The organism is Aeromonas simiae, assembly GCF_000820125.1.
In the GTDB taxonomy this organism is placed as follows: Bacteria; Pseudomonadota; Gammaproteobacteria; order Enterobacterales; family Aeromonadaceae; genus Aeromonas; species Aeromonas simiae.
In genome coordinates this window covers 1-24,175 of sequence record NZ_CDBY01000032.1, presented here as the reverse complement: position 1 = coordinate 24,175, position 24,175 = coordinate 1, and the positions used below count along the sequence as shown (strand labels likewise).

Below are 24,175 nucleotides of genomic sequence, written 5' to 3'. Positions count from 1 at the left end.
CCATCCTCGGTCATGACCTCGGCGGTGGCGTCCGGCTTCTTGTAGTAGCCGCGCATCACGGTCGGGGCGCGCACCAGCAGCTCCTTGCTCTCGCCAAGCTTGACCTCGATCCCGCTCAGCGGTGTGCCGATGGAGCCGAGCTGGAAGCGGCTGTCTTCGTAGCAGCAGACGGTGGCCATGGTCTCGGTCATGCCGTAGCCGTACTTGAGGTTGAGCCCCATCGCCTGGAAGAAGAGGTTCACGTCGTCAGCCAGGCGGGCGCCGGCCACCGGCAGGAAGCGGGTGCGGCCGCCAAAGCGGGCGCGCAGCTTGCGAAACACCAGCCGCTCGGCCAGCGCCAGCTGGACGTAGAGCAGGGGAGAGACGCGCTTCTCTTGCTGGCGGCGCTCGACTACCCGGGTGCCGACTCGGGTCGCCCAGCCAAACAGGGCGCGGCGCAGGGCCGGGGCCTCGGCCACCTTGGCCTGGATCAGGGCATAGGCCTTCTCGTAGAGGCGCGGCACCGAGCACATCAGGGTCGGCTTCACTTCGCCGATGACGTTCATCACCTGCTGCGGATCGCGGATATAGACGTTCTCGGCGCCGCGATAGAGCACGTAGAAGCTCCAGCCGCGCTCGAATACATGGCTGAGCGGCAGCATGCAGATGGAGACGTCGTCCTCTCCCACCTCGAGGCGGTCATCGTGCATCTGCAAGCAGGCGGAGAGGTTGGCGAAGTCCAGCATCACCCCCTTGGGTTCACCCGTGGTGCCCGAGGTGTAGATGAGGGTGAACAGATCATCCATGGCGTAGTGCTGCTCGCGGCGACGCAGCTCCAGCTCGCTCGGATGGTGGTTGCCGCTGATGAGGAAGGTCTGGAAGTGGCAGGCCTGCTCGCAGCCGCGCAGATCGACGGCGGAGTCGAGGGCCACGATGGCGCGAATATCACCGCTCTCGAGCAGTTGCAGCGCTTGGTCAAACTGGGGCTGTTCGCCGACGAACAGGGTCTTGATGCCGGCGTCGCGCACTATGTAGCGCGCCTGCTCCAGCGTGCTGGTGGGGTAGATGGGCACGCTGACGCCGCGGGCGGCCAGGATGCCGAGGTCGGCCTGGGTCCACTCCGGCATGTTGCGCGAATAGATCCCCACCATCTCACACTCCTGATGGCCGGCACGGATCAGTGCCTGGGCGCAGTAGTCCATGGCCTGGCCAAGGGTTCGCCAACCGATGGCACGCCACTGCCCATCCTGTTGAACCCGCAGGGCGGCTTTGTTGCCGAGCTGGGCAATCCGCTCGCGAAACAGTCGAATCAGGTGAAGCTGCTGCATCAAAAGTGTTCCTCAATAAAACAGTTGTACGCCACAAAGTGAGGCTTATAGCGGTCTAGAGTTTAAACACTACCCATCCAGCTTACAAGTGTTCGCTATGTTGTCGTGCTGATGCAACAGGCCCGATTCAGGTACTATTGGGTGGGCAACCAAACGGTGATTAAATGGTGCCGGACAAGGCTGGGAGCATGAGCATGGTGGCAAGGAGATGCAGGGAAATCGTGGTGTTGCTGGCGGGGGTGCTGGCCGCTTTGCTGGGGGGCTGGTTCTGGTGGCAGCGCGCCGCGCCAGTGAAGGCCCCCGAACCTATCTGGTTGAGCGGCGCCGCCGGGGCGGAGCGGGCGCAGCAGCAAGCGCTCAGTCAGGGCCGTCCGCTGCTCTATCTGGTGGAGCGCAGCCCAGGCCACTGCCGGCGCTGTGTGCTGCTGCACGAGCGATTGTTCGACAATCCCGAGATGACCGCCGTGCTGGCGCCCTTCATCCGGGTGCGGCTCAATCCCGATCTCGGCAATGAGAGCCAACGGGTGATGGCGCGGTTACCCAAGGTGGAACGCTACCCCGAGATCTTCTTGCAGCAGGAGCCCAGCGGCCCGGTTTTACCCATCAAGGTGGTGGTCGAGGCCTCCCAGATTTGGGTGCCTCGCGGCGATTTCCAGCAGGGGAACCACATGCCGCTTTCGCCGGCCAGCCTCGACATGGCGCTGGAGAACACCCGTCGGCTGCTGAGGCCGTGAGGCTTAGTTGAAGGCGAACAGACGTGACATCAAGATGGCGTCTTCCCGATCGTTACCGGTGCCATAATAGTCCTCGCGCCGGCAGTATTCGGCAAATCCGGCGCTCTCATAGAGGGCGATGGCGGGCCCGTTACTGGCGCGCACCTCGAGAAACCAGGCCTCGGCCCCCTTCCCCTTGCTGCGCTCCAGATAATCCAGCAGCAGGGCGCGTCCCAGCCCCTTGCCCTGCCAGTCGGGGTGCACACAGATGTTCATCAGCGAGCTGTCGCCTGCCACCAGATCCGAGATGTAGAAGCCGACCGGCTGCCCTGATTGCAGCAGCAGGCCGTTGAGGTAGCGCGGCCCGAAGCAGGAGAGCAGGTTCGCTTTACTCCATGGCCAGCGGTGGGCGGCCTGCTCGATGGGATAGATAAGCGCAAAATCGGCCTCGGTCAGGGGACGAAACTCAAGCATGAAGACTCCGTAACTGGTGCCACAAGGCGCGCTTGGCGGCCGCGTCGGGGTTGAGCGGGCAGACGAGCGCTGCCGGATGGGCCGCATCGGGCTCGGTCAGCAGCAGCCACTCGGGTTGCCCGGCCGGCAGGGGCCCGGGGGGCAGCAGGCTCACCTCGTCGCTCGAGAGGCCGAGCAGGGCGCAGAGATCCCCCAGAAAGGCAGGGGCGGGCAGCCGTTCGGCCCGCAGCCAGAGGCGGCCGGCAGGCGCCGTCGCCGCCTCGTCGGGGGTCGCCGTGACCCCGGCCGAGTGTCGCGACTGCCAGGTCGGGATCCCCATGCGGGCCAGCATGGCGGGGCGCTGGTCAAACGGCGCTGGATCTTGCATCGCGACTGCCTCACTCTTGATCTGGGTTGGTGAAAAATATGCGGTGCAGAGTACACTCGAACCTCTTTTTCTGCACCATGCCATCGCGACTTTCTGAAACGGAATCCTTATGCGGCCACACTCCAACGGCGCTCTCCCCGAACGCATCAACCGCCTGGTCTCGGCCCTTGGCGAAGGACTCTACGAGCGTCAGGAGGTGCTGCGCCTGTGCCTGCTGGCGGCCCTCAGCGGCGAGAGCGTCTTCCTGCTCGGCCCCCCCGGCATCGCCAAGAGCCTGATTGCCCGGCGCCTCAAGCAGGCGTTTCACGAGGCGCGCCATTTCGAATACCTGATGACCCGCTTCTCGACCCCTGAGGAGGTGTTCGGCCCCCTCTCGATCCAAGCGTTGAAAGAGGAGGGCAAGTATCTGCGTCTGACCCGCGGCTATCTGCCCGAGTCCGAGGTGGTGTTCCTCGACGAGATCTGGAAGGCGGGCCCGGCCATCCTCAACACCCTGCTCACCGCCATCAACGAGCGGCAGTTTCGCAACGGCGATGCCCAGCACCCCATTCCGCTGCGGCTGCTGGTGACCGCCTCCAACGAGCTGCCGGCCCCAGACAGCGGCCTCGAGGCGCTCTATGACCGCATGCTGCTGCGGCTGTGGCTGGATCGGGTGCAGGAGAAGTCCAACTTCCGCGCCCTGCTGGCCAGCGAGGGACAGGCCGAGGTGAAGCTGGCGCCTGGGCTGGCCATCACGAGCGAGGAGTATGAGGCGTGGCAGGTGGCCATCGATGCGGTGGTGCTGCCCGATAACTGTTTCGATCTCATCTATCAGCTGCGTCAGCGCATCGAGAGCCAGCTCGAGGGGCGCTGCTATGTCTCGGATCGGCGCTGGAAGAAGGCGGTGCGCTTGGCCAAGGCGAGCGCCTTTTTCAACGGGCGCGCCGAAGTGGCCCCCCTCGATCTGCTGCTGTTTAAAGAGTGCCTGTGGCATGACGGTGAGTCGCGCCAGGCGCTGCTCGATATCGTCGACGAGTCGGCCCGCCTGCACGGCTATGGTCAGCTGGCCATGACCCGCCAACTGCACGGGCTGCAAGAGCAGCTCGGCCAGCTTGAAAAAGAGGTGGCCCGCCGTTTTGCCTGCCGCGCCCAGCAGCGCAAGCAGTGGTTTGGCCGGCGTGGCCGTGGCCTGGTGCTCGATCTCTCCCGCGCTCGCCATTTTGGCAAGCAGGTACACCTGCACCTGCTGCATCCGGCGGCGCTCGAGGCCGAGGAGCCGGCCCTGCTGACCGAGACCCTGGTGTTTGAGCGCGCCACCCTGGCCCACTGGCACCCGGTGGGGGAGCACACGCTGGGCTGGCGGCTGGGCAGTCCCAAGGAGGGGCATTTTGAGCTCACCCTCAACGACGAGCACGAGTTGCAGGTGCTCGACGGGCAACGCGCCCCGCTGCCGCTGCTGCTGGTGGAGGCACCTGTCGCACAGAGTGTGCTCGCCCCTTGGCAGGAGCGGGTCGCTGAGCTGCTGCGTCAGGCCCAGGTATTGCAGCAGAGCCTGCGCCGCCAGCGGCTCTTGTTCGAGCTGCATCAGCAGCACCTGTTTGTCAGCCATGAGTGGCTGCAAAAGGTTGAGAGCAGCTTTTTCGTGCTGGCGCGCGATCTGGAACTGTTCGCCACCCGTCTCGATGGCTGGCCGGTGCGGCTGGCTCGGCTGGCGGAGTAGCGACCATGCTCGAGATCGGCGCCATGGATCTTGGCCTGCTGCTCAGCGAGAGCGAAGTGGCCGGCGAGATGGCGCTGGCGCTCATCTCTGCGCCCAAGATAGCCCGTTTTATCAACCGCTCGCCCAAGCAGGGGGCGGCCCTGCGCCAGCGCATCGCCCGCTGGGGCGAGCAGCTGGGCGATGAGATCCGCCACAAGCCGGTGCCGCCGGCGCTGGAGCGTGAATACCTGGCCTATCAGGAGTGCCGCGCCATGGCGCTGGGGGCGCTGGTGACCCGGCTGCCGGCGCTGCAACTCGAGCTGGAGCGGGGCAGCGCCTTTGCCGGTGAGGCGCACGCCCTGATCCGGCAACTGCTCGAGCAGCCCACCGACAGCCGCCGGCGCCTGCTGCTGGAGCGCTGGCGCGCCAGTTTAGTGGGGGAGCTGCTCACGTTGCAGCAGGCCATCGCCGAGGCGGAACGTGAAAAGCTGCGCTGCGAGATAGAGGATCAGTTGCTGGCCAACCGCACCCTGGCCGATGCGCTCGATCCGCATCAGGTCTCGGCCGGCGGCCTGTGGGATCTGGCGCAGGGGCACTGGCACAGACGCAGCCTGGAGTTGGTCAAGCAGTACGCCCGGTTATTGGCAAAAGAGCCATTGCTGCGCGAGATCGCCGATCTGCTCGGGCGCAGCCAGCACGCCAAAGAGCGCGAGCAGAGCCCGTTGCCGCCGCAGGAGGTGCGCGAGCTGCAACCGGTGCAGAGCGACGAGGTGCCGGACGATCTGGTCGGCCTGCATCCGGCGGGGGATCTGCTGCGCATGTTGCCGAGCGAGGCGGCCATGCTGGGGGATGCGGATCTCGAATTTGAATTCTATCGCCGCTATCTGGAGCGGCGCCTGCTCAGCTACCAGTCGCGCGGCACCCTGCCGCGCCACGCCGTGGTGTTGCAGACGCCGCGTCAGGGGGGGGAGCAGGAGCAGCGCCGTGGCCCCTTTATCGTCTGCATCGACACTTCGGGCTCCATGGGGGGCTATCCGGAGGAGTGTGCCAAGGCGCTGTTCCTGGCTCTGCTCGGTCTGGCGATGGAGGAGCGGCGCCCCTGCTACCTGATGCTCTTTTCCACCGAGGTGGCGACCCTTGAGATCACCGCCGAGACCGGCCTGGAGCAGGCGGAGCGCTTCCTCTCCATGAGCTTTCATGGCGGCACCGATCTGGTGCCTTGCCTCGAACGGGCGTTGACTCAGCTCGATGCGCCCGCATTTCGTCGCGCCGATGTGCTGATCATCTCCGATTTCATCGCCCAGAGCCTGCCTCACGCCCTGCTGGCTAGAATGGATGCGCAGCGCCGGTTGCAGACCCGCTTTCACGCGGTGGCGCTTTCACGGCACGCCAAGCGAGCGCTGCTGCGGGTATTTGATCGCAGCTGGCTGCTCGATTGCGGCCTGCGTGGCCGTCTGCTGCGGCGCTGGCAACACTAACCCTGTTTTTATGCAAGATGGTGGGAAAGGGGCTTATTGGAATAGGCTTTCCCCGTATACTCAGCCATCGGCAGTAAGTAGTACCGAGGAATCATGGTGAAACGAGCAGTCTGGTTATTATGCGGGGTCAGTCTGATGGGGGCCGCCGCACCGCTCCCTCCCGACCAACTTGAGCGGGAACTGACCACGCTGGAGCAAGGTCCTCCTCTGTTTGGTTCGCTGCACCGCCGCACCCATGCATTGTCAGCGGAGCTGTCACACTACCCGCCCGCCACCCAGGCCCGCATCCGCCGTCTCGCCTGCCAGAGCCAGAGTGCCGATCGCATCGAACAGATGCAGAAGGCGGTGCGCGAGGCCAGTCGCCTGATTGAGCAGGCCCGCCAGGAGCAGGACGCGGTCGCGGTGGCCGATCTCACCATTTGCCGCGGTGGTTATTACCAGTTATTGGGTGACGTGGATGCCGCCCGTCGCGATTTTGATACCGGCCTGAATGAGGCGAAGCGGCTGCATGCCATCCGTGAAGAGGGGCTGGCGCTGGCCAAGCGTGGCGACATGTTCTCCTACATAGGGCGGCTCGGCGAGGGGATTAAGGATCAGCAGCAGGCTTACCGGTTGCTGCATCAGGCCGGCGCCGTCGGACATGCCCGGATCGTTCAACTGGCGATGGCGCGCACCTACCGGCGCATGGAGTACTACAGCGAAGCGCTCTCCCACCTCAACAGGATTCACGCCCGCCTCGTGCAGCAGGAGCGCCACGACGAACTGGCCCGTTTGCAGCTCGAATATGCCCTGCTGCATCTGGATTCTGGGCGCTATCAGATGGCGATCGACAGCTTCATCGCCGCGCGTCACGCCTTCGAGGAGGGGGACAGCGCCCAGGATATCGATCTTATCCGCATCGGTGAGGCCGAGGCGCGGCTTGGCTTGCGGCAGCCGGAGGAGGCGCAGGCCCTCTTGCAAGAGAGCGCCCCCCGGATGAATCGCCAGAGCGATCCCTCCCTGTATGCCTATTGGGAGCTGATCCAGGCCAGGGCGCTGACGGCGTTGGGTCAGGCGCAGCAGGCGCTGCCGCTGCTGGATCAGGCCGAGCGCTTCTTCGCCCATGAAGAGAACCAGCGCTTTTTGATGTGGTTGCAGCATGCGCGCAGCGAGGCGATGGCCAGCCTGCAACGCTACCAGGAGGCCTACGCGGCGCTGCAACTTTACCTGGCGCTGGAGCATCGCATCGACGAGCAGTTGTTGGAGCAGCAACAGATCTGGATGCGCAACGAGTTTGCGTTTACCCGTGAGCAGGCCAAGCACGAGCGGCTCAAGGCGGCCCACGCCCTGCAACAGCAGAAGCTGGAGCGGCTGGTGGAGGTGCGCTTCTGGCGTAACCTGGTGTATGCCCTCGGCCTGGTGCTGGCTCTGCTGGCCGTGGCCTGGCTGGCGGCGCACTCGCGCCAGCTGCGGGCGCTGGCGTTTACCGATGAACTGACCGGCATCAAGAACCGCCGCCGTATCATGGCGCGTGGCGCCGGTATGCTGTCCAAGGCCCGCCGTCAGCAGCAGCCCTTCTCGGTGCTGTTGTTCGACATCGACCGCTTCAAGCGCATCAACGACTCCTTCGGTCACCACCAAGGGGATCGGGTGTTGCAGTGGGTGGTCAAGTGTGTGCGCTGCCTGCTGCGCCACGATGACGCCCTGGGGCGCACCGGGGGCGAGGAGTTTCTGGTGCTGTTGCCGCACACCAACCTGACGGAGGCCGATCGGGTGGCTCGGCGCATTTGCCAGTTCGTGGCGGCGCGGGTCTTCCCCAACATGCCGACGCCGGTCACCATCAGCATCGGGGTGGCGCAGCTCAAGGAGGAGGACGGGGATCTCAATGCCCTGATCCAGCGCGCCGACGCCGCGCTCTACCGCGCCAAGGAGAACGGGCGCAACCGGGTGGAGCGGGCCGATTGACGGACTGGGTATTTTTCACCCGCGCAGGTATAATGCGCCGCGATTTATCCGCCAACCGGAACCGAGCTCCGATGTAAGACGCCACGACTCCCTCCATGCTTGCCATGGTCTCTTGTCACGCTGCGCCGGAGCGCAGGTCGTGCGTCCGTCTCGATTCCAGGTCGCGGCCAGTGGGCCGCCCAACTGAAGAACATAGAATCATGCCATCTGAATTTCTGAGTGAAGTCTCCAAGAGACGCACTTTCGCGATCATCTCGCACCCCGACGCCGGTAAGACCACCATCACCGAGAAGGTGCTGCTGTTCGGACAGGCCATCCAGCGCGCCGGTACCGTCAAGGGCCGTGGCTCGGGCCAGCATGCCAAGTCCGACTGGATGGAGATGGAGAAGCAGCGCGGTATCTCCATCACCACCTCGGTGATGCAGTTCCCCTATGGCGACTGTCTGGTCAACCTGCTCGATACCCCGGGCCACGAGGACTTCTCGGAAGATACCTATCGCACCCTGACCGCGGTCGACTGCTGCCTGATGGTGATCGACGCCGCCAAGGGTGTTGAAGACCGGACCCGCAAGCTGATGGAAGTCACCCGTCTGCGTGACACCCCGATCCTCACCTTCATGAACAAGCTCGACCGCGAGATCCGCGATCCGATGGAGCTGCTCGACGAGGTGGAGAGCGAACTCAACATCATGTGCGCCCCCATCACCTGGCCCATCGGCTGCGGCAAGCAGTTCAAGGGGGTCTATCACCTCTACAAGGATGAGGTCTACCTCTACCAGAGCGGTCAGGGCCACACCATTCAGGAGCTGCGCATCGTCAAGGGGCTCGATAACCCTGAGCTGGATGCCGCGGTCGGCGAGGATCTCGCCGCCCAGCTGCGCGATGAGCTGGAGCTGGTGCAGGGGGCCTCTCACGAGTTTGATCACGAGGCGTTTCGTGCCGGCGAGCTGACCCCGGTCTTCTTCGGGACCGCGCTTGGCAACTTCGGCGTTAACCATATGCTCGACGGCCTGACCGAGTGGGCGCCGACCCCCATGCCGCGCAAGGCCGAGACCCGGGTGGTCGAGGCGACCGAGGAGAAGTTCTCCGGCTTCGTGTTCAAGATCCAGGCGAACATGGACCCGAAACACCGCGACCGTATCGCCTTTATGCGTATCGTCTCCGGCACCTACTCCAAGGGCATGAAGATGCGCCACGTGCGCCTGGGTAAAGACGTCAACATCTCTGACGCCGTGACCTTCATGGCCGGCGATCGGGAGCAGGCGGTCGAAGCCTGCGCCGGCGACATCATCGGCCTGCACAACCACGGCACCATTCAGATCGGCGACACCTTCACCCAGGGTGAGGATCTGAAATTCACCGGCATCCCGAACTTTGCCCCCGAGCTGTTCCGCCGCATCCGCCTGCGTGACCCGCTCAAGCAAAAGCAGCTGCTCAAGGGGCTGGTGCAGCTCTCCGAAGAGGGCGCCGTGCAGGTGTTCCGTCCGCTGATGAACAACGATCTCATCGTTGGCGCGGTTGGTGTGTTGCAGTTCGACGTGGTGGTCTCGCGCCTTAAGAGCGAGTACAACGTCGAGGCCATCTACGAGGCGGTCAACGTCGCCACCGCCCGCTGGGTGGAAGGCAGCGACGCCAAGAAGTTCGAGGAGTTCAAACGCAAGAACGAGCCGAACCTGGCCCTCGATGGCGGTGACAACCTCACCTATATCGCGCCGACCATGGTCAACCTGCGCCTGGCCCAGGAGCGTCACCCGGACGTGAACTTCCGCCAGACCCGCGAGCACTGATAAAAAGAACCCCGCCATCCGGCGGGGTTCTTTTTTGCTGCCCATTTGGGACTATTGACCAACAGGACAGGCTTGCTAGGGTGGAGGCTTTCCATCGCCCTGGAGGCCCCCATGACTGCCCGTATCGATTACCCTGATTTTCGCCACCTTCAGCCTGCCGCCCACGACGCACTGGCATCGGTGGGGGCTGCCCTCAAGCAGGCCGGTCTCGACCTCGAACTGGCCGAGCTGGTGCAGCTGCGGGCCTCCCAGCTCAATGGTTGCAGTTTCTGCCTGCAATTTCACATCAATCAGTCACGCCGTCTCGGGGTGGCGCAGGGCAAGCTCGATTTACTGCCGGCCTGGCGCGACGCCACCGTGTTCAGCGACGCCGAACGCGCCGCCCTGGCCTGGGCCGAGTGGCTCACCCGCCTGCCCCAAGGCGACTCGCCGGCAGCCCTCTATGGCGAGCTGGAGCATCACTTCGATGCCCGCACCATAGCGGCCCTGTCGACCGCGATCGCCACCATCAACGCCTGGAACCGCCTCGGTATCGGCTTTGGCTTCGTGCCGCCGGCAGCCAAGGGATAAGCGTCACGGCATCAGTGCCTTGACCATGCAGATCTCGCAATCCCCGTGGCCGGTGCAGCCAAGGGGCCCCGGTAGGTGCTCAAAGCCGAGCGACTCATAGAGCGCGGTCGCCTCGCGCAGCACCGCCGTGGTCTCTAGGTAACAGCGCGCAAAGCCGAGATCGCGCGCCGTATCGAGGGCGTGCAGCACCAGCCTTCGCCCCAGCCCCAGCCCGCGCAGCGCCGGGCTGAAATACATCTTTTGCAGCTCGCAGACACTGCCATCTCCCCCCGCCAGCGGCGCCAGACCTCCACCGCCGAGGATCTCGCCACCCGGCCCTTCGATGACCCAGTAGCGGCTCTTCGGCTGCTGATAGGTCTCATACAGCCGATCCAGGTTGGGGTCTGAGACGCCGTAGCCCTTGTCGGCGGTGAGGCCGTACTCCGCCGAGACGGCGCGGATCACCGCCGCGATGGCGCCGTTGTCGGTCGGCTCGATGGGGCACAGCCAGTAGCCTTGCTGGCGTCGGGCCCGCGATAGGGCGCTGCGATAGAGGGTGGTGCCGCGCCACAACAGCTCGCGCTCCTCTGGGCTGAGCTGGGCCAGCGCCAGGTTCATCTGTTCGTCCATCTCGCCGTGCAGGGCTTCCAGCTCGCGCCAACCGCTCTCGGTCAGCACCGCCTGCTTGCTGCGCCCGTCCGAAGGGTGTGCCTGCCATTCGATGAGGCCGCGCTCGGCCAGGCGCGCCAGGGGGCGGCTGGTGTTGGACTTGTCGATGCGCAGCTTGTCGGCCAGCTGCTGGTTGGTGGCGGGCTCGGCCTCCAGCTCGATGAGCAGGTGGGCTTCGACCGGGGTCAGGGTGAGGCTGCCGCACTGCTGGGAGAGCATGCCCAGCTCGCGCACCAGTTCGCGCGACAGGGCGCGCAGGGGGCGAGTATCCATCTCGGGTGTCCATTTTAGTTGCTGTTCGCAACAATATGTCAGGGCCAGCGTTTTGGTGCAAGCCCCATAAAAAAGGCGGGCCATCCTGGCCCGCCAACTCTGGCTAACAGAAAGAGGGAGTTAGATCAGCTCGGCCAGCATGGCTTCGCTGTAGGGCACCTGCTCGGCGCCGTCGCGCACCCGGCGGATATAGTCCGGGTTGGCGATCAGCGGGCGGCCGATGGCGGCCAGATCAAAGCGGCCGGCATGGATGGCCTCGGCGGCGCTCTCGGCGCTCAGCTGGCCGACGCCGATCAGGGTGCCGTGGTAGTGGGCACGGAGGTAATCGCTGGCGCGGCCCCCCAGATAATCGAAGCTGAGGGCGTCATCGAAGATGCCCACGTGCAGGTAGGCCAGGGTGCGGCGGTCGAGTTCACCTACCAGGTGGTCGAACACGGCGCGATCGCGCGCATCCCCCTTGAGGTGCACATAGGCGCCGGGCGAGAGGCGCAGGCCGGTGCGCTCACCACCGATGCGTGCCGCGATGGCATCGACCACCTCGAGGGCGAAGCGGGCCATGTTGGCCGGGCTGCCGCCGTACTCATCGGTGCGCAGGTTGGTGTCGTGGTGCAGGAACTGGTCGATGAGGTAGCCGTTGGCCCCGTGGATCTCGACCCCGTCGAAGCCGGCGTCGATGGCGTTGGCGGCGGCCTGGGCGTAGTCACGTACCAGTTGGGCTATCTCGGCGCTGGTCAAGGCGCGCGGGGTCTGGTAGCTCAGCTCGCGCATCCGCGGCACCGTTCCTTCGAAGGCGACGGCGGAGGGGGCGAGCACCTCGGCATGGTGGAAGAAGGGGTGGGAGAGACGGCCCACGTGCCACAGCTGGGCGAAGATCTTACCGCCTCCGGCGTGTACCGCGTCGGTCACCTTGCGCCAGCCCTGGATCTGCTCGGGGCTGTAGAGACCGGGCGTGTTGGGGTAACCCTGGCCGTCCGGGCGGATGATCACCGCCTCGGAGACGATCAGCCCCACGTCGGCACGGCGGCCGTAGTAGGCGGCCATCTGCTCGGTCGGCACCAGACCGGGGCCGGCCATGCAGCGGGTGAGGGGGGCCATGACGAAGCGGTTGGCCAGGGTCAGGGTGTCGTTGAGGGCGAAAGGTTGCAGCAGCGATGTGTTCATGGGGGATCTCCGGGACTATCTTGAACGAGCATTCAAGACGTTTTTCGCTCGGGATGCAACTCTTTTTTGAATGCGCGTTCAAGACAATTTGGCCGCCTCCCCCCATTTGCGGTAAACTGGCGCCACACTTTATCCCCGGAGGCCCCATGCGCAGCGCCGTATTCGACCGCGATCATGTCCTGACCCGTGCCATGGAGGCGTTTCGTGACAAGGGTTATGCCAAGACCACCATGCAGGAGCTGGTGGCTGCCACCGGCCTGCATCCCGGCAGCCTCTACGCCGCCTTTGGCAACAAGCGCGGCCTGTTGCTGGCGGCGGTCGATCACTATGTCGCCCGCAAGAGCGAAAGCCGTGCCGCCCTGATGGCCGACCTGCCGCCGCTGGCCGGCATTCGCGCCTACCTGCTTCATCTGGTGGAGGAGATGACCCGCTGCACCTGCCTGGTGACCCGGGCCGCGATGGAGCTGGATCAGGACGAGGAGCTGCACCAGCGGCTCGCCCTCATTCACCGCTCGCTGGAAGATGATTTTCGCCAGGCACTGCGGGCCGCCGTCGAGCAGGGGGCGATCCCGGCCGATGCCAATGTCGAGACCCTCACCGCCTATCTGTTGGTGGGGGTGCAGGGGCTGGTTGCCTTCTCCCAATGCCGGCGCGATCCGGCGCTCTCCCTGGCTGTGGTCGAGCAGCTGCTGGCCGGGCTCACCGCCACCCGTTAGGCGCTGGGTTCTTCCTCCCTCTCTGGGGCGACCAGCCCCTTCATCAGTGCGCGCAGCCAGCGCAGGGCCGGGTGCTGCCCTTGGGCCGGGTGCCAGACGCAGTTGAGGTGATACCCCGGCACATCCTCAGGCAGGGTGAGGCGGCGCAGCGGCCAGTGGCTGGCCAAGAGATCGGCCACCTTGCTCGGCAACACCAGCAGGTGATCGGTCTGGCAGACGATGGCCGCCGCCGACATGTAACTCTGACTGTTGACCGAGATGCGCCGTGACAGCCCCTGTCCCTCCAGCCAGCGATCCAGGCTGGCTTCCGAGGTGCCGAGCGGTGAGTGAAACACGTGAGACATGCCGATGAGTTGCTCCCGCCCAATGACCTCGTCTACTGCCAGCCCTTGGCGCACCAGACCGGCCAGCGGCTCGGTCAGCCAGGTCTCTTTGCCCAGATACCCCGGCACCTGCATGTACTCGTCAAACCCCAGCACCAGATCGATCTCGCCGCTCGCCAGCTCTGCCTCCGGCAGCCTGTCGCGCAGGATGCGGATCTCGATGCTCACCCCCGGCGCCAGATCCTTGAGCCTGGCGATGAGCGGCGGCACCAGCACGCACTCCACGTAGTCGGTGGTGCAGAGCACGAAGCGCCGCTGCGAGCTGGCCGGGTCGAACTGCTCCTCGTCGCTGAGCTGCTGCTCAAGCAGGCGCAGCGCCTGACGCACACCGCTGTGCAGATGCTGGGCGCGCGGCGTCGGCACCATCCCCTGCGGGGTGCGCACCAGCAGGGGGTCGCCAAAGGCGCTGCGCAGCCGCCCGAGCGCATGGCTCATGGCCGGCTGGCTGATGTAGAGGGATTCGGCGGCGCGGGTGACGCTGCCCTGTGTCATCAGGGCGTCGAGGGCGAGCAGCAGATTGAGGTCGAGCTGGTGTAGTTTCATCGCTGTTATTTGTCTTATTGATGGGGCAATCTATCGTATTCATTTGATGGATGAAGGCGCAACTTCTTACACTGTGCCGGTTCCCGTTTTCAGATAGCCCATCGAGTGACGGTTGCGTCGTCGATGGCAAGCCGGTGGGCCAAGCCCCGCCCGTTTCCCTATTACCGGTCGCATGAGCGCCTCGTTGGCCATCATGCCGCTTGCAAGGATATTGCGATGAGCATCAAGACCATCAACTCCGCTCTCATTGAGTCAACTCCGGCCGCCGACGGCTTTGCCATGCCCGCCGAGTGGGCGCACCAGCAGGCCGTCTGGATGATCTGGCCGTTTCGCCCGGACAACTGGCGCGTCGCCGGTCGTTTCGCGCAAGAGACCTTCGCCAAGGTGGCCGATGCCATCGGGCAAGCCACCCCGGTCTTTATGGGGGTGCCGGCCCAGTTTATGGCGCAGGCCCGCGCCATCATGCCTGCCCACGTCACCCTGGTCGAGATGGCCAGCGATGACTGCTGGGCCCGCGATACCGGCCCGACCATCGTCACCAACGCTGCCGGCGAGTGCCGTGGGGTGGATTGGGGCTTTAACGCCTGGGGCGGTCACAAGGGCGGCCTCTACTACCCGTGGAATCAGGATGAAGAGGTTGCTGCCCAGATGCTGGCCCAGCACGGCATGGCTCGTTACGACGCGCCGCTGATTCTGGAAGGGGGCTCCATCCACGTCGATGGCGAGGGCACCTGCCTGACCACCGCCGAGTGTTTGCTCAACGAAAACCGCAACCCGCACCTGACCAAAGAGCAGATCGAAGCGCACCTGCGCGACTATCTGGGCGTCACCAGCTTTATCTGGCTGGACGAAGGCGTCTACATGGACGAGACCGACGGCCACATCGACAACATGTGCTGCTTCGTGCGTCCGGGTGAAGTGGCCCTGCACTGGACCGACGACCGGAGCGATCCCCAGTACGCCCGCTCGGTGGCCGCCCTCAAGGTGCTCGAGGCTGCGGTCGATGCCAAGGGGCGCAAGCTCAAAGTGTGGAAGCTGCCCCAGCCGGGCCCGCTGTTCTGCACAGAAGAGGAATCCGCTGGCGTCGAGAGCGGCACCGGTGTACCGCGTGAGGCAGAAGGTCGTCTGGCCGGCTCCTACGTGAACTTCCTCATCACCAACGATCGCATCGTCTACCCGCTGCTCGATGCCGCCACCGATGGCGAGGCTCAGCGCATTTTGGAAGAGATCTTCCCCGAGTACACCGTGGTCGGCGTGCCGGCCCGCGAGATCCTGCTGGGCGGTGGCAATATTCACTGCATTACCCAGCAGATCCCTTCTGGGAAATAAGCACCTGTTCTAAGCCAGCTGAGGTTGGTACCCCACGCCGTGGGGTTTTCTCTCTTGATGACGTGATGATCGCAGGCGCCGATGCGGCGATCATCATGACAAACCGTCACCCTTTTTACAGGAGATCCCCATGATCGAAGTGACAGAGGTTTCCATTGCCGAGCTGCGCGGTGCGCTCGAATCAGGCCGCACCACGGCGGTCGAACTGGTTCAGGCCTATCTGGCCCGGATCGATGCCTATGACGGCCCCGAGACACAAACCCGCCTCAACGCCGTGGTGGTGCGCAACCCCGATGCCCTGAAAGAGGCGCAAGCTTCTGATGAGCGCCGCGCCCGTGGCGAGACCCTGAGCCCGCTCGACGGCATCCCCTACACCGCCAAGGACAGCTATCTGGTCAAGGGGCTGACCGCCGCCTCCGGCAGCCCGGCGTTTAAAGATCTGGTGGCCCAGCGCGACGCCTTCACCGTGGAGCGGCTGCGCGCTGCCGGCGCCATCTGCCTTGGCAAAACCAATATGCCCCCCATGGCCAATGGCGGCATGCAGCGCGGCGTCTATGGCCGCGCCGAGAGCCCTTATAACGCTGAGTATCTCACAGCGCCGTTTGCCTCCGGCTCCTCCAACGGCGCCGGTACTGCCACTGCCGCCAGCTTCGCCGCCTTTGGTCTGGCGGAAGAGACCTGGTCGAGCGGCCGGGGTCCGGCCTCCAACAACGGCCTGTGCGCCTACACCCCGTCCCGTGGCGTCATCTCGGTGCGCGGCAACTGGCCGCTGACCCCGACCATGGACGTCGTTGTGCCCTACGCCCGCACCATGAATGATCTGCTGGAAGTGCTCGACGTGGTGGTGGCCGACGACAGCGAAACCCGTGGCGATCTGTGGCGCCTGCAGCCCTGGGTCAAGATCCCCAAGGCCTCGGAAGTGCGCCCGGCCTCCTATCTGGCTCTGGCGGCCAAGCCCGATGCCCTCAAGGGCAAGCGCCTCGGCGTGCCGCGCATGTTTATCAACCAGGATGAACTGGCCGGCACCAGCGAGCACCCCGGCATCGGCGGCCCGACCGGTCAGCGCATCCATACCCGCGACTCCGTGATTGCCCTGTGGGAAGAGGCGCGCAAGGCGCTGGAAGCGGCGGGCGCCGAAGTCATCGAAGTGGACTTCCCGCTGGTCTCCAACTGCGAAGGGGACAGACCCGGCGCGCCGACCGTGTTCAATCGCGGCATCGTGAGCCCGGAGTTTCTCAACGACGAGCTGTGGGAGCTCTCCGGCTGGGCGTTCGACGACTTCCTGCGCGCCAACGGCGATCCCAAGCTCAATAAACTCGCCGATGTCGACGGCCCCCAGATCTTCCCCCACGATCCGGGCACCCTGCCAAACCGCGAGGGGGATCTGGCGGCGGGCATGGATGAGTACGTCAACATGGCCAAGCGCGGCCTGAAATCCTGGGACGAGATCACCACAGTGCCGGATGGCCTGCGTGGACTGGAAAAGACCCGCAAGCTGGACTTGGAAGATTGGATGGGCGGGCTCAAGCTCGACGCTGTGCTGTTCCCCACCGTCGCCGACGTCGCCCCGGCTGACGCGGACGTGAATCCGGCCTCCGCCGACATCGCCTGGAGCAACGGCATCTGGGTGGCCAACGGCAACCTCGCCATTCGCCACCTCGGCGTGCCGACCGTCACCGTCCCCATGGGCATCATGGCCGATATCGGTATGCCGGTGGGCCTGACCTTCGCCGGCCGCGCCTATGACGACAACAAGCTGCTGCGCGTCGCCTCGGCCTTCGAGTCCACCGGCAGCAAGCGCAGGGTGCCGCCACGCACGCCGCCGTTGGGGTGATGCAGTGCTCCATTATAAATAGAATAAGGCTCCCGATGGGAGCCTTATTTGTTTCTTCATTAATACAGCGTTGAGAAATTCATCACGCATAGCGGGATGTGATTTGCAATAAACGTTGGGTTTCGCCAGCTCTGCCCAACCAAACCTATGCACTAGATCTGTACACGCAAACTCCCCTCACTTCTCTGAACAGTGGATAGTCGAAGGTTTTCATCAACCCTACGGTGAGGGGCAATGAAAATCAAAATTTGATGTTGACGGTGTTGTTGAAGAAAATTAAATTTCTCTAGTTGAAATTGACATAATTCTAAAAAAAATAGATCAAGGCTACATCCTGCGTGTAATACATGGTGAAGTATGGAGAAATGTTCTGATTTTTATAACATAAATAGAACTGATATTCGGTTGTTCAGTAAGGTTCTGTAGATGTTGAGTTCAGGTGGGATTTCATAATTTTGATCATGGTCAACAAGAACCTCATATGACTTATGGCTTGCGATATTTCCAGTCGCTACAATGCTAAACTCAATAAAATATTTTTTCATTTATGGGGGGTCTATGTCTGATATGGTGTTCTGCCGGGGCTGTGGTAAGGAAATTCATAAAACAGCAGTGTCTTGCCCGAGCTGTGGTGCTGTTACTGGCTCAAGCAAGAATCGAGTCACCGCAGCTCTGCTTGCCTTCTTCCTTGGTGGTCTTGGCGCACACAAATTTTACCTTGGTAAAACCGGTATGGGGTTCCTCTATTTGATATTCTTCTGGACATTCATTCCGGCCATTGTCGCTTTTATTGAGTTCATCATTTACCTCTGTTCAACCGATGAGAGTTTTGCCCTGAAATACGCAGGAAAGTAACCTGTGTATAATGAAACAGCAATGATGACCCGCTTATGCGGGTCATTTTTCATAATGTGATCTCGTATGTTGGGCTTCACAGGCTCAGCGCCAACCTACACGTGCCGTATCCCAACGTTGAAACGTTCACAAAAGGGATGTCGCCGAAAGGGGGCAAGAGCGGCTTAACGCCGGCTCTTTCCTGTCTTGTGACCCAATGCCTGCTTTCTGGCGCGCTGCTTCTGGGCCCCCTTGCTGCCCCGGCGCGGGGCGGGGATATCGCGGGTGAGATCGGGCTCAAAGCCTGGGAACCACTGCTGGGGCAAGCGGCTGTCGAGCAGCGCCTCGACCTTCTCCAGTAGCGTCGCATCTTCCGGGTTGAACAGGGTGATGGCGAGCCCCCGGTTGCCGGCGCGGCCGGTGCGGCCGATGCGGTGCACGTAGTCCTCTGGCTGATGTGGAAACTCCATATTGATCACGTAGTTGAGATCGCTGATATCGAGCCCGCGCGCCGCCACGTCGGTGGCCACTAGCGCCTGCAAGGTGCCGGCACGAAACTCAACCAGCACCTTCTCGCGTGCGCTCTGGGACAAATCCCCGTGCAGGGCCAGTGCATTGATGCCCGCCTTGCCAAGGCGCTGGGCCAGCTGGTCGGCCCCCTGGCGGGTGCGGCTGAAGATGAGCGCCGGCGCCCACCCCTTCACCTGGATAAGGTGCTGCACCAGCTCTACCTTGCGCTCAACGTCCACCGCATAGACTCGCTGCTCCACCTCGGCCGCCGTGGTGTTGCGGGTTGCCACCTCGATGAGCACAGGCTCGCGCAGCAATACCTTGCTCAAGGCGAACAGGTTGTCATCGCAGGTGGCCGAGAAGAGCAGGGTCTGGCGATCCTGTGGCAGGAAGGTTAGCAGCGCGGTGATCTCGTCCATAAAGCCCATGTCGAGCATCCGGTCGGCTTCATCAAACACCAGGTGGGCCACGGCGCTGAGGCTCACCGCCCCGTGACGCAGGTGATCGAGCAATCGCCCCGGCGTGGCGATCAGGATATCCACCCCGTTTTGCAGCGCCTCCACCTGGGCCGCTATGCTGACCCCGCCGTAGACCAGGGTACTGGTGAGATCGCAGCCCTTGGCGTAGCGCTCGACGCTGGCCTGCACCTGCACCGCCAGCTCGCGGGTCGGCACCAGCACCAGGGCGCGCACCGGGCGAGGGTCGCCGGTGGGTATTTTTTGCAGCAATTCAATCAGTGGCAGCACGAAGGCGGCGGTCTTGCCGGTGCCGGTCTGGGCGCCCGCCAACAGATCGCGGCCGGCCAGAATAAGGGGGATGGCGCGCTCCTGGATCGGGGTCGGCGCGTCATAACCGAGCTCGCAGAGGGTCTGTTGCAGGCGGGGGGAGAGGGCAAGGTCGGCAAACGAGGAAGGCATAACAGGAGTACCTGGATGGGGGCGGCCCATGGCCACCTGACAAGGATGGCCGCGATGGTAACAGAGGTCGGCTCAAAGCGCAGGGGCTGCGTCATGTGGCGATCCGCGGTAAGGGTGAAGGCCGCCGTGAGGTATCTCTCAGGTGAGTCCCGCTGGATGAACTAGCATGAATCTTCGTGTGGTGTCCGGGCGGGCGCCACAAGACTCACAGAAGGAACTCGTGATGGCCAGAAAATTGATCGTGTGCTGCGATGGCACCTGGAACAGTGAAGAGAACAAGGATGACGGGGTACTCGCGCCGACTAATGTGTTCAAGCTCTTTAACGCCTTGCGCTGTGACGAGACCCAGCTCACCCGATATCAGAGTGGGGTCGGCAGTGGTGGTCTGGTCGACAAGGTGATGGGGGGCACGATCGGGCTTGGGCTTAGCGAAGACATTCGCGATTGCTACCAGTGGTTGGCAACCCACTACCAAGAGGGGGATGAGCTTTTCTTGTTTGGTTTTAGTCGTGGTGCGTTCACGGCCCGTAGCCTCGGGGGCATGATAGGGCGCTGCGGGATAGTCCGATTCGCCTCTGACGAAGGGATGGGCGAGGTGGTGGAGCGGATTTACGATCAGGGGTATCGCAAGAAGCAGCACTTGGCGGATCTCGCCTTTTATCCTGACTCTCAGGCTATCCGCTTCATTGGGGTATGGGATACCGTCGGCGCTCTCGGTATTCCCGATGACAAGGGATTGCTGAACTTGCTCGACCGTCCCGACAACTACCGTTTTCACGACGTCAAGCTGGGCCAGCATATCAAGACGGCGCGCCATGCCGTCGCCATCGACGAGAAACGAGGCAGCTTCACGCCGACCCTCTGGGAGCCGGCTCCGGGGCGAGACATGGAGCAGATTTGGTTTGCCGGCGTGCATAGCGACGTGGGGGGCGGCTACAAGGAGCACGGGCTTTCCGATATCACCCTGGCCTGGATGATGGAGGAGGCGGGCCAGTGTGGATTGGAATTCAGGGAATCAGCCAGTTCACAGCTACATCCTGATCCTGCCGGCCTGCTGCACGAATCCCACGTCGGTCTGATGAAGCTCTTGCTCACCTCGCCGCGCAGCTTGCCGAATCTGCACTCCGCCGAGATCCACAAATCAGTGAAGGATCGGCGCGATATATCTCCCATCAATCAGCTTCCCTATCTGCCCACCAAGGAGTGGTCGGCGGCGGGGTCGATCACCCTGAATGTGTATGCCCGCCACCCCTAGTATTGGACCGGTATCTATCTGGAGGCAGGCCGCCATTACAGCTTCAGCGCTCATGGTGAGTGGCAGGACTCCCACGTGGCGGCGGGCCCAGAGGGGGTGCGCGACAAGGCGCTTGCACATCTGTTGGGTGATGCGCTTGGCAAGATCGAGCGCTTCTACGGCATAGTGACTCGCAACAGTCAGGCCAATATATCGGCTACCAAGCGGCTGGAAGATGCGGAGTGGTTTGCCCTGATAGGGGTAATTGCGGACGCAGGCAATCCAAGGGCGGATGGGACACCGACGTCACACCGCTCCTTTGTGATCGGCAAAGAGGCCAGCATCACGCCGACCAAGAGCGGCTATCTCTACTGCTTTGCCAACGATGCCTGGGGTTTTTACGAGAACAACCGTGGTTTTGTGACGCTCACGGTGAGTCGCGACTGATACCCGCTGGGTGACGATAAGGGCTTCCTTCGGGAAGCCCTTTTGATGTCGAGGGTGAAGCGGTGAGGTGCGCCGAGGTTGGCAAAAACGAAACGGCTCCCGGTTCGGTGGCGCCAGCTTGAGCGGCGTCATGGCTGGCGGGCAAACACCTCCTTGGCGGCGGCGAGGCCATTGAGGGCGGCGGGAAAACCGGCGTAGACCGCCATCTGCATGATGGTTTCGACGATCTCGTCGCGGCTGACCCCAACGTTGAGCGCCCCCTGGATATGCACCTTGAGCTGGGGGGCGGCGTTGCCGAGGGCGGTGAGGGCGGCCACCACGGCAATTTCGCGGCTTTTCAGATCGAGTCCAGGGCGCGCATAGATATCGCCGAACGGAAACTCGATCAGGTAACGGGCGAAGTCGGGGGCGATGTCGTGCAGGCTCTGCACCACCTGCTCCCCCACCTCGCCGTCGATCTCGCGCAGCTTCTCCCATCCCCGTTGATAGCGATCGGTGGAACTCATCGGGATTCTCCTCTGTTTAGGTGGATGACGCGGGCACCACACCGGCCTCCAGCGCGCGGTAGTGCGCGATCTTGGCCTGCAAGACGTCGGCGTTGCGTTGCAGCGCCGCCAGATGGGCGAGCACCTCGTCGAGGTGGATCTCCAGCATCTGCCGCCGCGCCGGCACCGTGGCCGCACCGGCGGCGCGCAGCCGGGCAAAGGCCTGCATCTGGCTGATGGGCATGCCGGTGCTGCGCAGGCGCAGCAGGAAATCGAGCCAGGCCAGATCCGCCGCGTCATAGCGGCGCTGCCCGCCGGGGGCGCGGCCGACCGGGGCGATGAGCCCGATGCGCTCGTAATAGCGCAGGGTGTGGGCTGACAGGCCGGTCTGCTTGGCGACGGCGTTGATGGTGAGGTGCGGTGCCATGGGGTCATCCTAGAAGTTAGAGCGCGCTCTAGGTCAAGCACTCTATGGCGGCCCTGGGCCGCGGACAAGGGCAGCCGGGCAGGGTGCACAGAGAGCCCCCCATCTGGCGGGGCTCAGTGAGGGGATCAGCGAAAGCGAAACAGCTCCCGGTGCAGTGGCGCCGTCAGGTGGTCGGCCAGGGTGTTGGCCATGGGCTCGGGGCCGCAGAACCAGACCGGGGCGCGCTGGTGGCGGCCGAACTCGGCCAGATCCAGCTGGCCCGCCTCGCTCTCCAGGTGCAGCCAGTACTCGATCCCGGTCTGGCGGCACAGCTCGGCGATGCGCGCGTGGTAGGGGGCATTGGCCTGATCCGGCGCGCATTGCAGCAAGGTGGTGCCGGGGCGGGTCTCGCCGCGGCGCGCCAGCGCTTCGAGCCAGGCCACGAAGGGGGTAACGCCGATGCCGGCGGCCAGCCACATGGCCTGCCCCTTGCCCGGCAGGGCGAAGGCGCCGTAAGGGCCGGTCACACTGACCGCATCCCCGGCCTTGAGGTGCTGGAGCAGCCAGCGGGTGTGATCGCCCAGGGCGCGCACCGCCAGGGTCAGGGTGCGGCCATCCGCTGCCACATCGACCAGGGTGTAGGGGTGGGGCTCGCCGCACTCGGCGAAATCGAAGAAGGCGAACTGCCCCGGCTGGTAGTGGCGCAGCGGCGCATCGAGCTGGACGCGGATCTCGTGGGTGCGAGGATCGAGGGGGGTGATGGCGCTCACCTTCCCTTGGTAGTGCTCGCCCTTACCCACCCGGCCAAACAGGGAGTAGAGCGCGCCGATGGCCCCCACTCCGCCGCCGATGAGCAGGGTCAGGCCAACCGGGGTGAACAGGCCGATGCTCGGCAGCAGGCACAAGGCATGCACCCAACCCATCAGGTAGATGATGGGGGCGAGCTTGTGCACCAGCTTGAAGCGCTCGTAGCGCACTATGGCCAGCAGGCCGACCACCACCAGTACCAGCAGCAGGTAGAAGCCCCACTCGCCCAAGGTGTTACTCAGGTCGTGGAGCAGGGCGTCGCTGCCGCTTCTGGCCCCGGCGCCGCGGCGGGCCGGACGGGTCAGCCAGCCGGCACCGACCGCCCATTTGGGCGCCTCGACCAGCAGCCAGTGAGCGATCAGGGTGGTGGTGGCCCAGAGGGCGCTGCTGCGGTGCAGGTGCAGCATGCGATCGAGCCCGCCACACCAAGCCTCGAGGCGTGGCAGACGCAGCGCCAGCAGCAGGGAGAGGGTCATGGCCGCGAGGCCGATGAGGCCGGTCAGGATCAGCAGCTCATGGCGCCACGGCCAGAAGTTGGCGGGCCAGCTATTGAGACCGGCCAGCCAGATGAGGGTGACTCCGAGGGGCAAGGTCCAGCGCAGGGATTGGGTGTTCATGCAGTCTCCTTGGTCTGAGCCTCCATTGAACACCCGCTTTGTAGCCAAAGTATGCCGCTGGGGGAAGGTTGTGTGACAGAGTGTGACAGGATCAGCGCAGGGCGGCCGGCGGCGGCACCTCGCTGTAGTGGCCGTCGATGTCGCGCTGGTAGTAGCGCCCCTCTTTCACGTAGTAGCGCCGCCCGTCCACATCGACCGTGGTGAGGGCCGGCTCGACCACGCTCACCGCCGGGCGCTCGACCACCACATAGCCACGCTCTTCAGGGCGGTAGAAGATGTCGTTGAGCACGTAGTAGGTCAGCCCGGCGATGAGCACGGTGGCCACCCCGGCCGGCAGGCGCTCAACCCGGTGGCCGGGGCGCGGCAGCGGCGAGAAGGGCACGCTCATCCCAGGGCCACTCATTCCGGGGCCACTCACGCCATGATGATGAGCCGGCAGATCCGGCCCCCGCCCGGGGCGGGCGACGGCCGGCAGCGCCAGGGTGGCAGCCAGCAGCAGCAGGCAGGCGCGGCGCATCTTAGCGCTCCTGCTTGTTGGTCAGGGGCTGGGCTGGCGGGGTGGGGAGTTCACGCACTTCGCGCACGCTCACCTGCACCTCATAGCGTTTGCCCTTCTCGGCAGGCGGGATCAGCTGAGTCAACTCGGCTGCGGTCGCCCGGGGGTCACCACTCAGCTTGCTCGCCTGATAGAGGGCGGCTGGGGGGAGCAGGGG

At 64.2% G+C, this 24,175-nt stretch carries 22 protein-coding genes and 2 pseudogenes; 12 read left to right on the top strand and 12 right to left on the bottom strand.

The features are described 5' to 3' along the window. Window positions 1–1,307, bottom strand: a pseudogene (locus BN1134_RS04675) (AMP-dependent synthetase/ligase); the annotation flags it as partial. A 188-nt stretch (window positions 1,308–1,495) separates the two neighbouring features. On the opposite strand from BN1134_RS04675, the gene BN1134_RS04670 reads away from it, so the two are divergent. Further along, window positions 1,496–2,041, top strand: coding sequence for a thioredoxin domain-containing protein (locus BN1134_RS04670; RefSeq protein WP_156991659.1), 546 nt, complete (start codon window positions 1,496–1,498; stop codon window positions 2,039–2,041). Between the two features lie 3 nt (window positions 2,042–2,044). Here BN1134_RS04670 and rimI read toward each other — a convergent pair whose 3' ends face one another. After that, window positions 2,045–2,494 carry a ribosomal protein S18-alanine N-acetyltransferase gene (gene rimI / locus BN1134_RS04665; RefSeq protein WP_042045523.1) on the bottom strand — a complete coding sequence of 150 codons (450 nt, stop codon included), beginning with the start codon at window positions 2,492–2,494 and terminating at the stop codon, window positions 2,045–2,047. Then, the gene (locus tag BN1134_RS04660; RefSeq protein ID WP_198133141.1) at window positions 2,487–2,861 is read right to left on the bottom strand and encodes a hypothetical protein; all 375 of its coding nucleotides are present in this window, start codon (window positions 2,859–2,861) and stop codon (window positions 2,487–2,489) included. Before BN1134_RS04660 ends, rimI begins: the two co-directional genes overlap by 8 nt. Before the next feature lie 109 nt (window positions 2,862–2,970). On the opposite strand from BN1134_RS04660, the gene BN1134_RS04655 reads away from it, so the two are divergent. From BN1134_RS04655 to BN1134_RS04635, 5 genes are all read left to right on the top strand, one after another. Beyond that, the gene (locus BN1134_RS04655) at window positions 2,971–4,560 is read left to right on the top strand and encodes an ATPase RavA domain-containing protein (RefSeq protein WP_042045519.1); all 1,590 of its coding nucleotides are present in this window, start codon (window positions 2,971–2,973) and stop codon (window positions 4,558–4,560) included. A gap of 5 nt (window positions 4,561–4,565) precedes the next feature. Beyond that, window positions 4,566–6,017: an ATPase RavA stimulator ViaA gene (gene viaA / locus BN1134_RS04650; RefSeq protein WP_042045518.1), complete on the top strand. Its 1,452-nt coding sequence runs from the start codon at window positions 4,566–4,568 to the stop codon at window positions 6,015–6,017. A gap of 96 nt (window positions 6,018–6,113) precedes the next feature. Beyond that, entirely contained in the window at window positions 6,114–7,961 is a 1,848-nt protein-coding gene (locus BN1134_RS04645; RefSeq protein WP_198133140.1) for a GGDEF domain-containing protein, read from the top strand. A 200-nt stretch (window positions 7,962–8,161) separates the two neighbouring features. Then, entirely contained in the window at window positions 8,162–9,748 is a 1,587-nt protein-coding gene (gene prfC / locus BN1134_RS04640; RefSeq protein ID WP_042045514.1) for a peptide chain release factor 3, read from the top strand. A 111-nt stretch (window positions 9,749–9,859) separates the two neighbouring features. Beyond that, a complete protein-coding gene (locus tag BN1134_RS04635; protein ID WP_042045511.1) occupies window positions 9,860–10,318 on the top strand; it encodes a carboxymuconolactone decarboxylase family protein in 459 nt (152 codons plus the stop codon). 3 nt (window positions 10,319–10,321) lie between these two features. Here the strand turns inward: BN1134_RS04635 and BN1134_RS19150 are convergent, their stop codons facing one another. Both BN1134_RS19150 and BN1134_RS04625 read right to left on the bottom strand, forming a co-directional pair. Further along, entirely contained in the window at window positions 10,322–11,239 is a 918-nt protein-coding gene (locus BN1134_RS19150) for a GNAT family N-acetyltransferase (RefSeq protein ID WP_084214708.1), read from the bottom strand. 120 nt (window positions 11,240–11,359) lie between these two features. Then, window positions 11,360–12,400: an alkene reductase gene (locus BN1134_RS04625; RefSeq protein ID WP_042045510.1), complete on the bottom strand. Its 1,041-nt coding sequence runs from the start codon at window positions 12,398–12,400 to the stop codon at window positions 11,360–11,362. Window positions 12,401–12,546: 146 nt separating this feature from the next. On the opposite strand from BN1134_RS04625, the gene BN1134_RS04620 reads away from it, so the two are divergent. Next, window positions 12,547–13,116 (top strand): TetR/AcrR family transcriptional regulator, encoded by a 570-nt coding sequence (locus tag BN1134_RS04620; protein WP_042045508.1) that lies wholly within the window; start codon window positions 12,547–12,549, stop codon window positions 13,114–13,116. Here the strand turns inward: BN1134_RS04620 and BN1134_RS04615 are convergent. Then, complete coding sequence (locus BN1134_RS04615; protein WP_042045506.1) at window positions 13,113–14,042, bottom strand: LysR family transcriptional regulator; 930 nt, start codon at window positions 14,040–14,042, stop codon at window positions 13,113–13,115. The two genes, BN1134_RS04620 and BN1134_RS04615, sit on opposite strands and share 4 nt — an antisense overlap. Before the next feature lie 216 nt (window positions 14,043–14,258). Between BN1134_RS04615 and aguA the strand changes: the two genes are divergently transcribed. The 3 genes from aguA to BN1134_RS04600 all read left to right on the top strand — a co-directional run bounded on the left by aguA (window position 14,259) and on the right by BN1134_RS04600 (window position 18,060). After that, entirely contained in the window at window positions 14,259–15,371 is a 1,113-nt protein-coding gene (gene aguA, locus BN1134_RS04610; RefSeq protein WP_042045505.1) for an agmatine deiminase, read from the top strand. A 130-nt stretch (window positions 15,372–15,501) separates the two neighbouring features. Continuing rightward, window positions 15,502–17,205: an amidase gene (locus BN1134_RS04605; protein WP_042045504.1), complete on the top strand. Its 1,704-nt coding sequence runs from the start codon at window positions 15,502–15,504 to the stop codon at window positions 17,203–17,205. A 558-nt stretch (window positions 17,206–17,763) separates the two neighbouring features. Continuing rightward, window positions 17,764–18,060 carry a TM2 domain-containing protein gene (locus tag BN1134_RS04600; protein WP_042045502.1) on the top strand — a complete coding sequence of 99 codons (297 nt, stop codon included), beginning with the start codon at window positions 17,764–17,766 and terminating at the stop codon, window positions 18,058–18,060. Window positions 18,061–18,224: 164 nt separating this feature from the next. Here BN1134_RS04600 and BN1134_RS04595 read toward each other — a convergent pair whose 3' ends face one another. Beyond that, window positions 18,225–19,466 carry a DEAD/DEAH box helicase gene (locus tag BN1134_RS04595; RefSeq protein ID WP_042045501.1) on the bottom strand — a complete coding sequence of 414 codons (1,242 nt, stop codon included), beginning with the start codon at window positions 19,464–19,466 and terminating at the stop codon, window positions 18,225–18,227. 223 nt (window positions 19,467–19,689) lie between these two features. On the opposite strand from BN1134_RS04595, the gene BN1134_RS04590 reads away from it, so the two are divergent. Next, window positions 19,690–20,721, top strand: a complete 1,032-nt coding sequence (locus BN1134_RS04590) for a DUF2235 domain-containing protein (protein ID WP_198133139.1) — start codon at window positions 19,690–19,692, stop codon at window positions 20,719–20,721. 75 nt (window positions 20,722–20,796) lie between these two features. Beyond that, window positions 20,797–21,147: a hypothetical protein gene (locus BN1134_RS18835; protein ID WP_052449421.1), complete on the top strand. Its 351-nt coding sequence runs from the start codon at window positions 20,797–20,799 to the stop codon at window positions 21,145–21,147. Between the two features lie 128 nt (window positions 21,148–21,275). Here the strand turns inward: BN1134_RS18835 and BN1134_RS04585 are convergent, their stop codons facing one another. The 5 genes and pseudogenes from BN1134_RS04585 to BN1134_RS19935 form a co-directional block, all read right to left on the bottom strand. Then, window positions 21,276–21,653, bottom strand: coding sequence for a carboxymuconolactone decarboxylase family protein (locus BN1134_RS04585; RefSeq protein ID WP_042045500.1), 378 nt, complete (start codon window positions 21,651–21,653; stop codon window positions 21,276–21,278). Window positions 21,654–21,669: 16 nt separating this feature from the next. Further along, complete coding sequence (locus BN1134_RS04580) at window positions 21,670–22,059, bottom strand: MerR family transcriptional regulator (RefSeq protein WP_042045498.1); 390 nt, start codon at window positions 22,057–22,059, stop codon at window positions 21,670–21,672. 125 nt (window positions 22,060–22,184) lie between these two features. Continuing rightward, the gene (locus BN1134_RS04575; protein ID WP_042045497.1) at window positions 22,185–23,462 is read right to left on the bottom strand and encodes a ferredoxin reductase family protein; all 1,278 of its coding nucleotides are present in this window, start codon (window positions 23,460–23,462) and stop codon (window positions 22,185–22,187) included. Between the two features lie 91 nt (window positions 23,463–23,553). After that, window positions 23,554–23,979, bottom strand: a complete 426-nt coding sequence (locus tag BN1134_RS04570) for a DUF6515 family protein (RefSeq protein WP_042045496.1) — start codon at window positions 23,977–23,979, stop codon at window positions 23,554–23,556. Window position 23,980: 1 nt separating this feature from the next. Next, window positions 23,981–24,175: pseudogene (locus BN1134_RS19935) on the bottom strand (hypothetical protein); the annotation flags it as partial.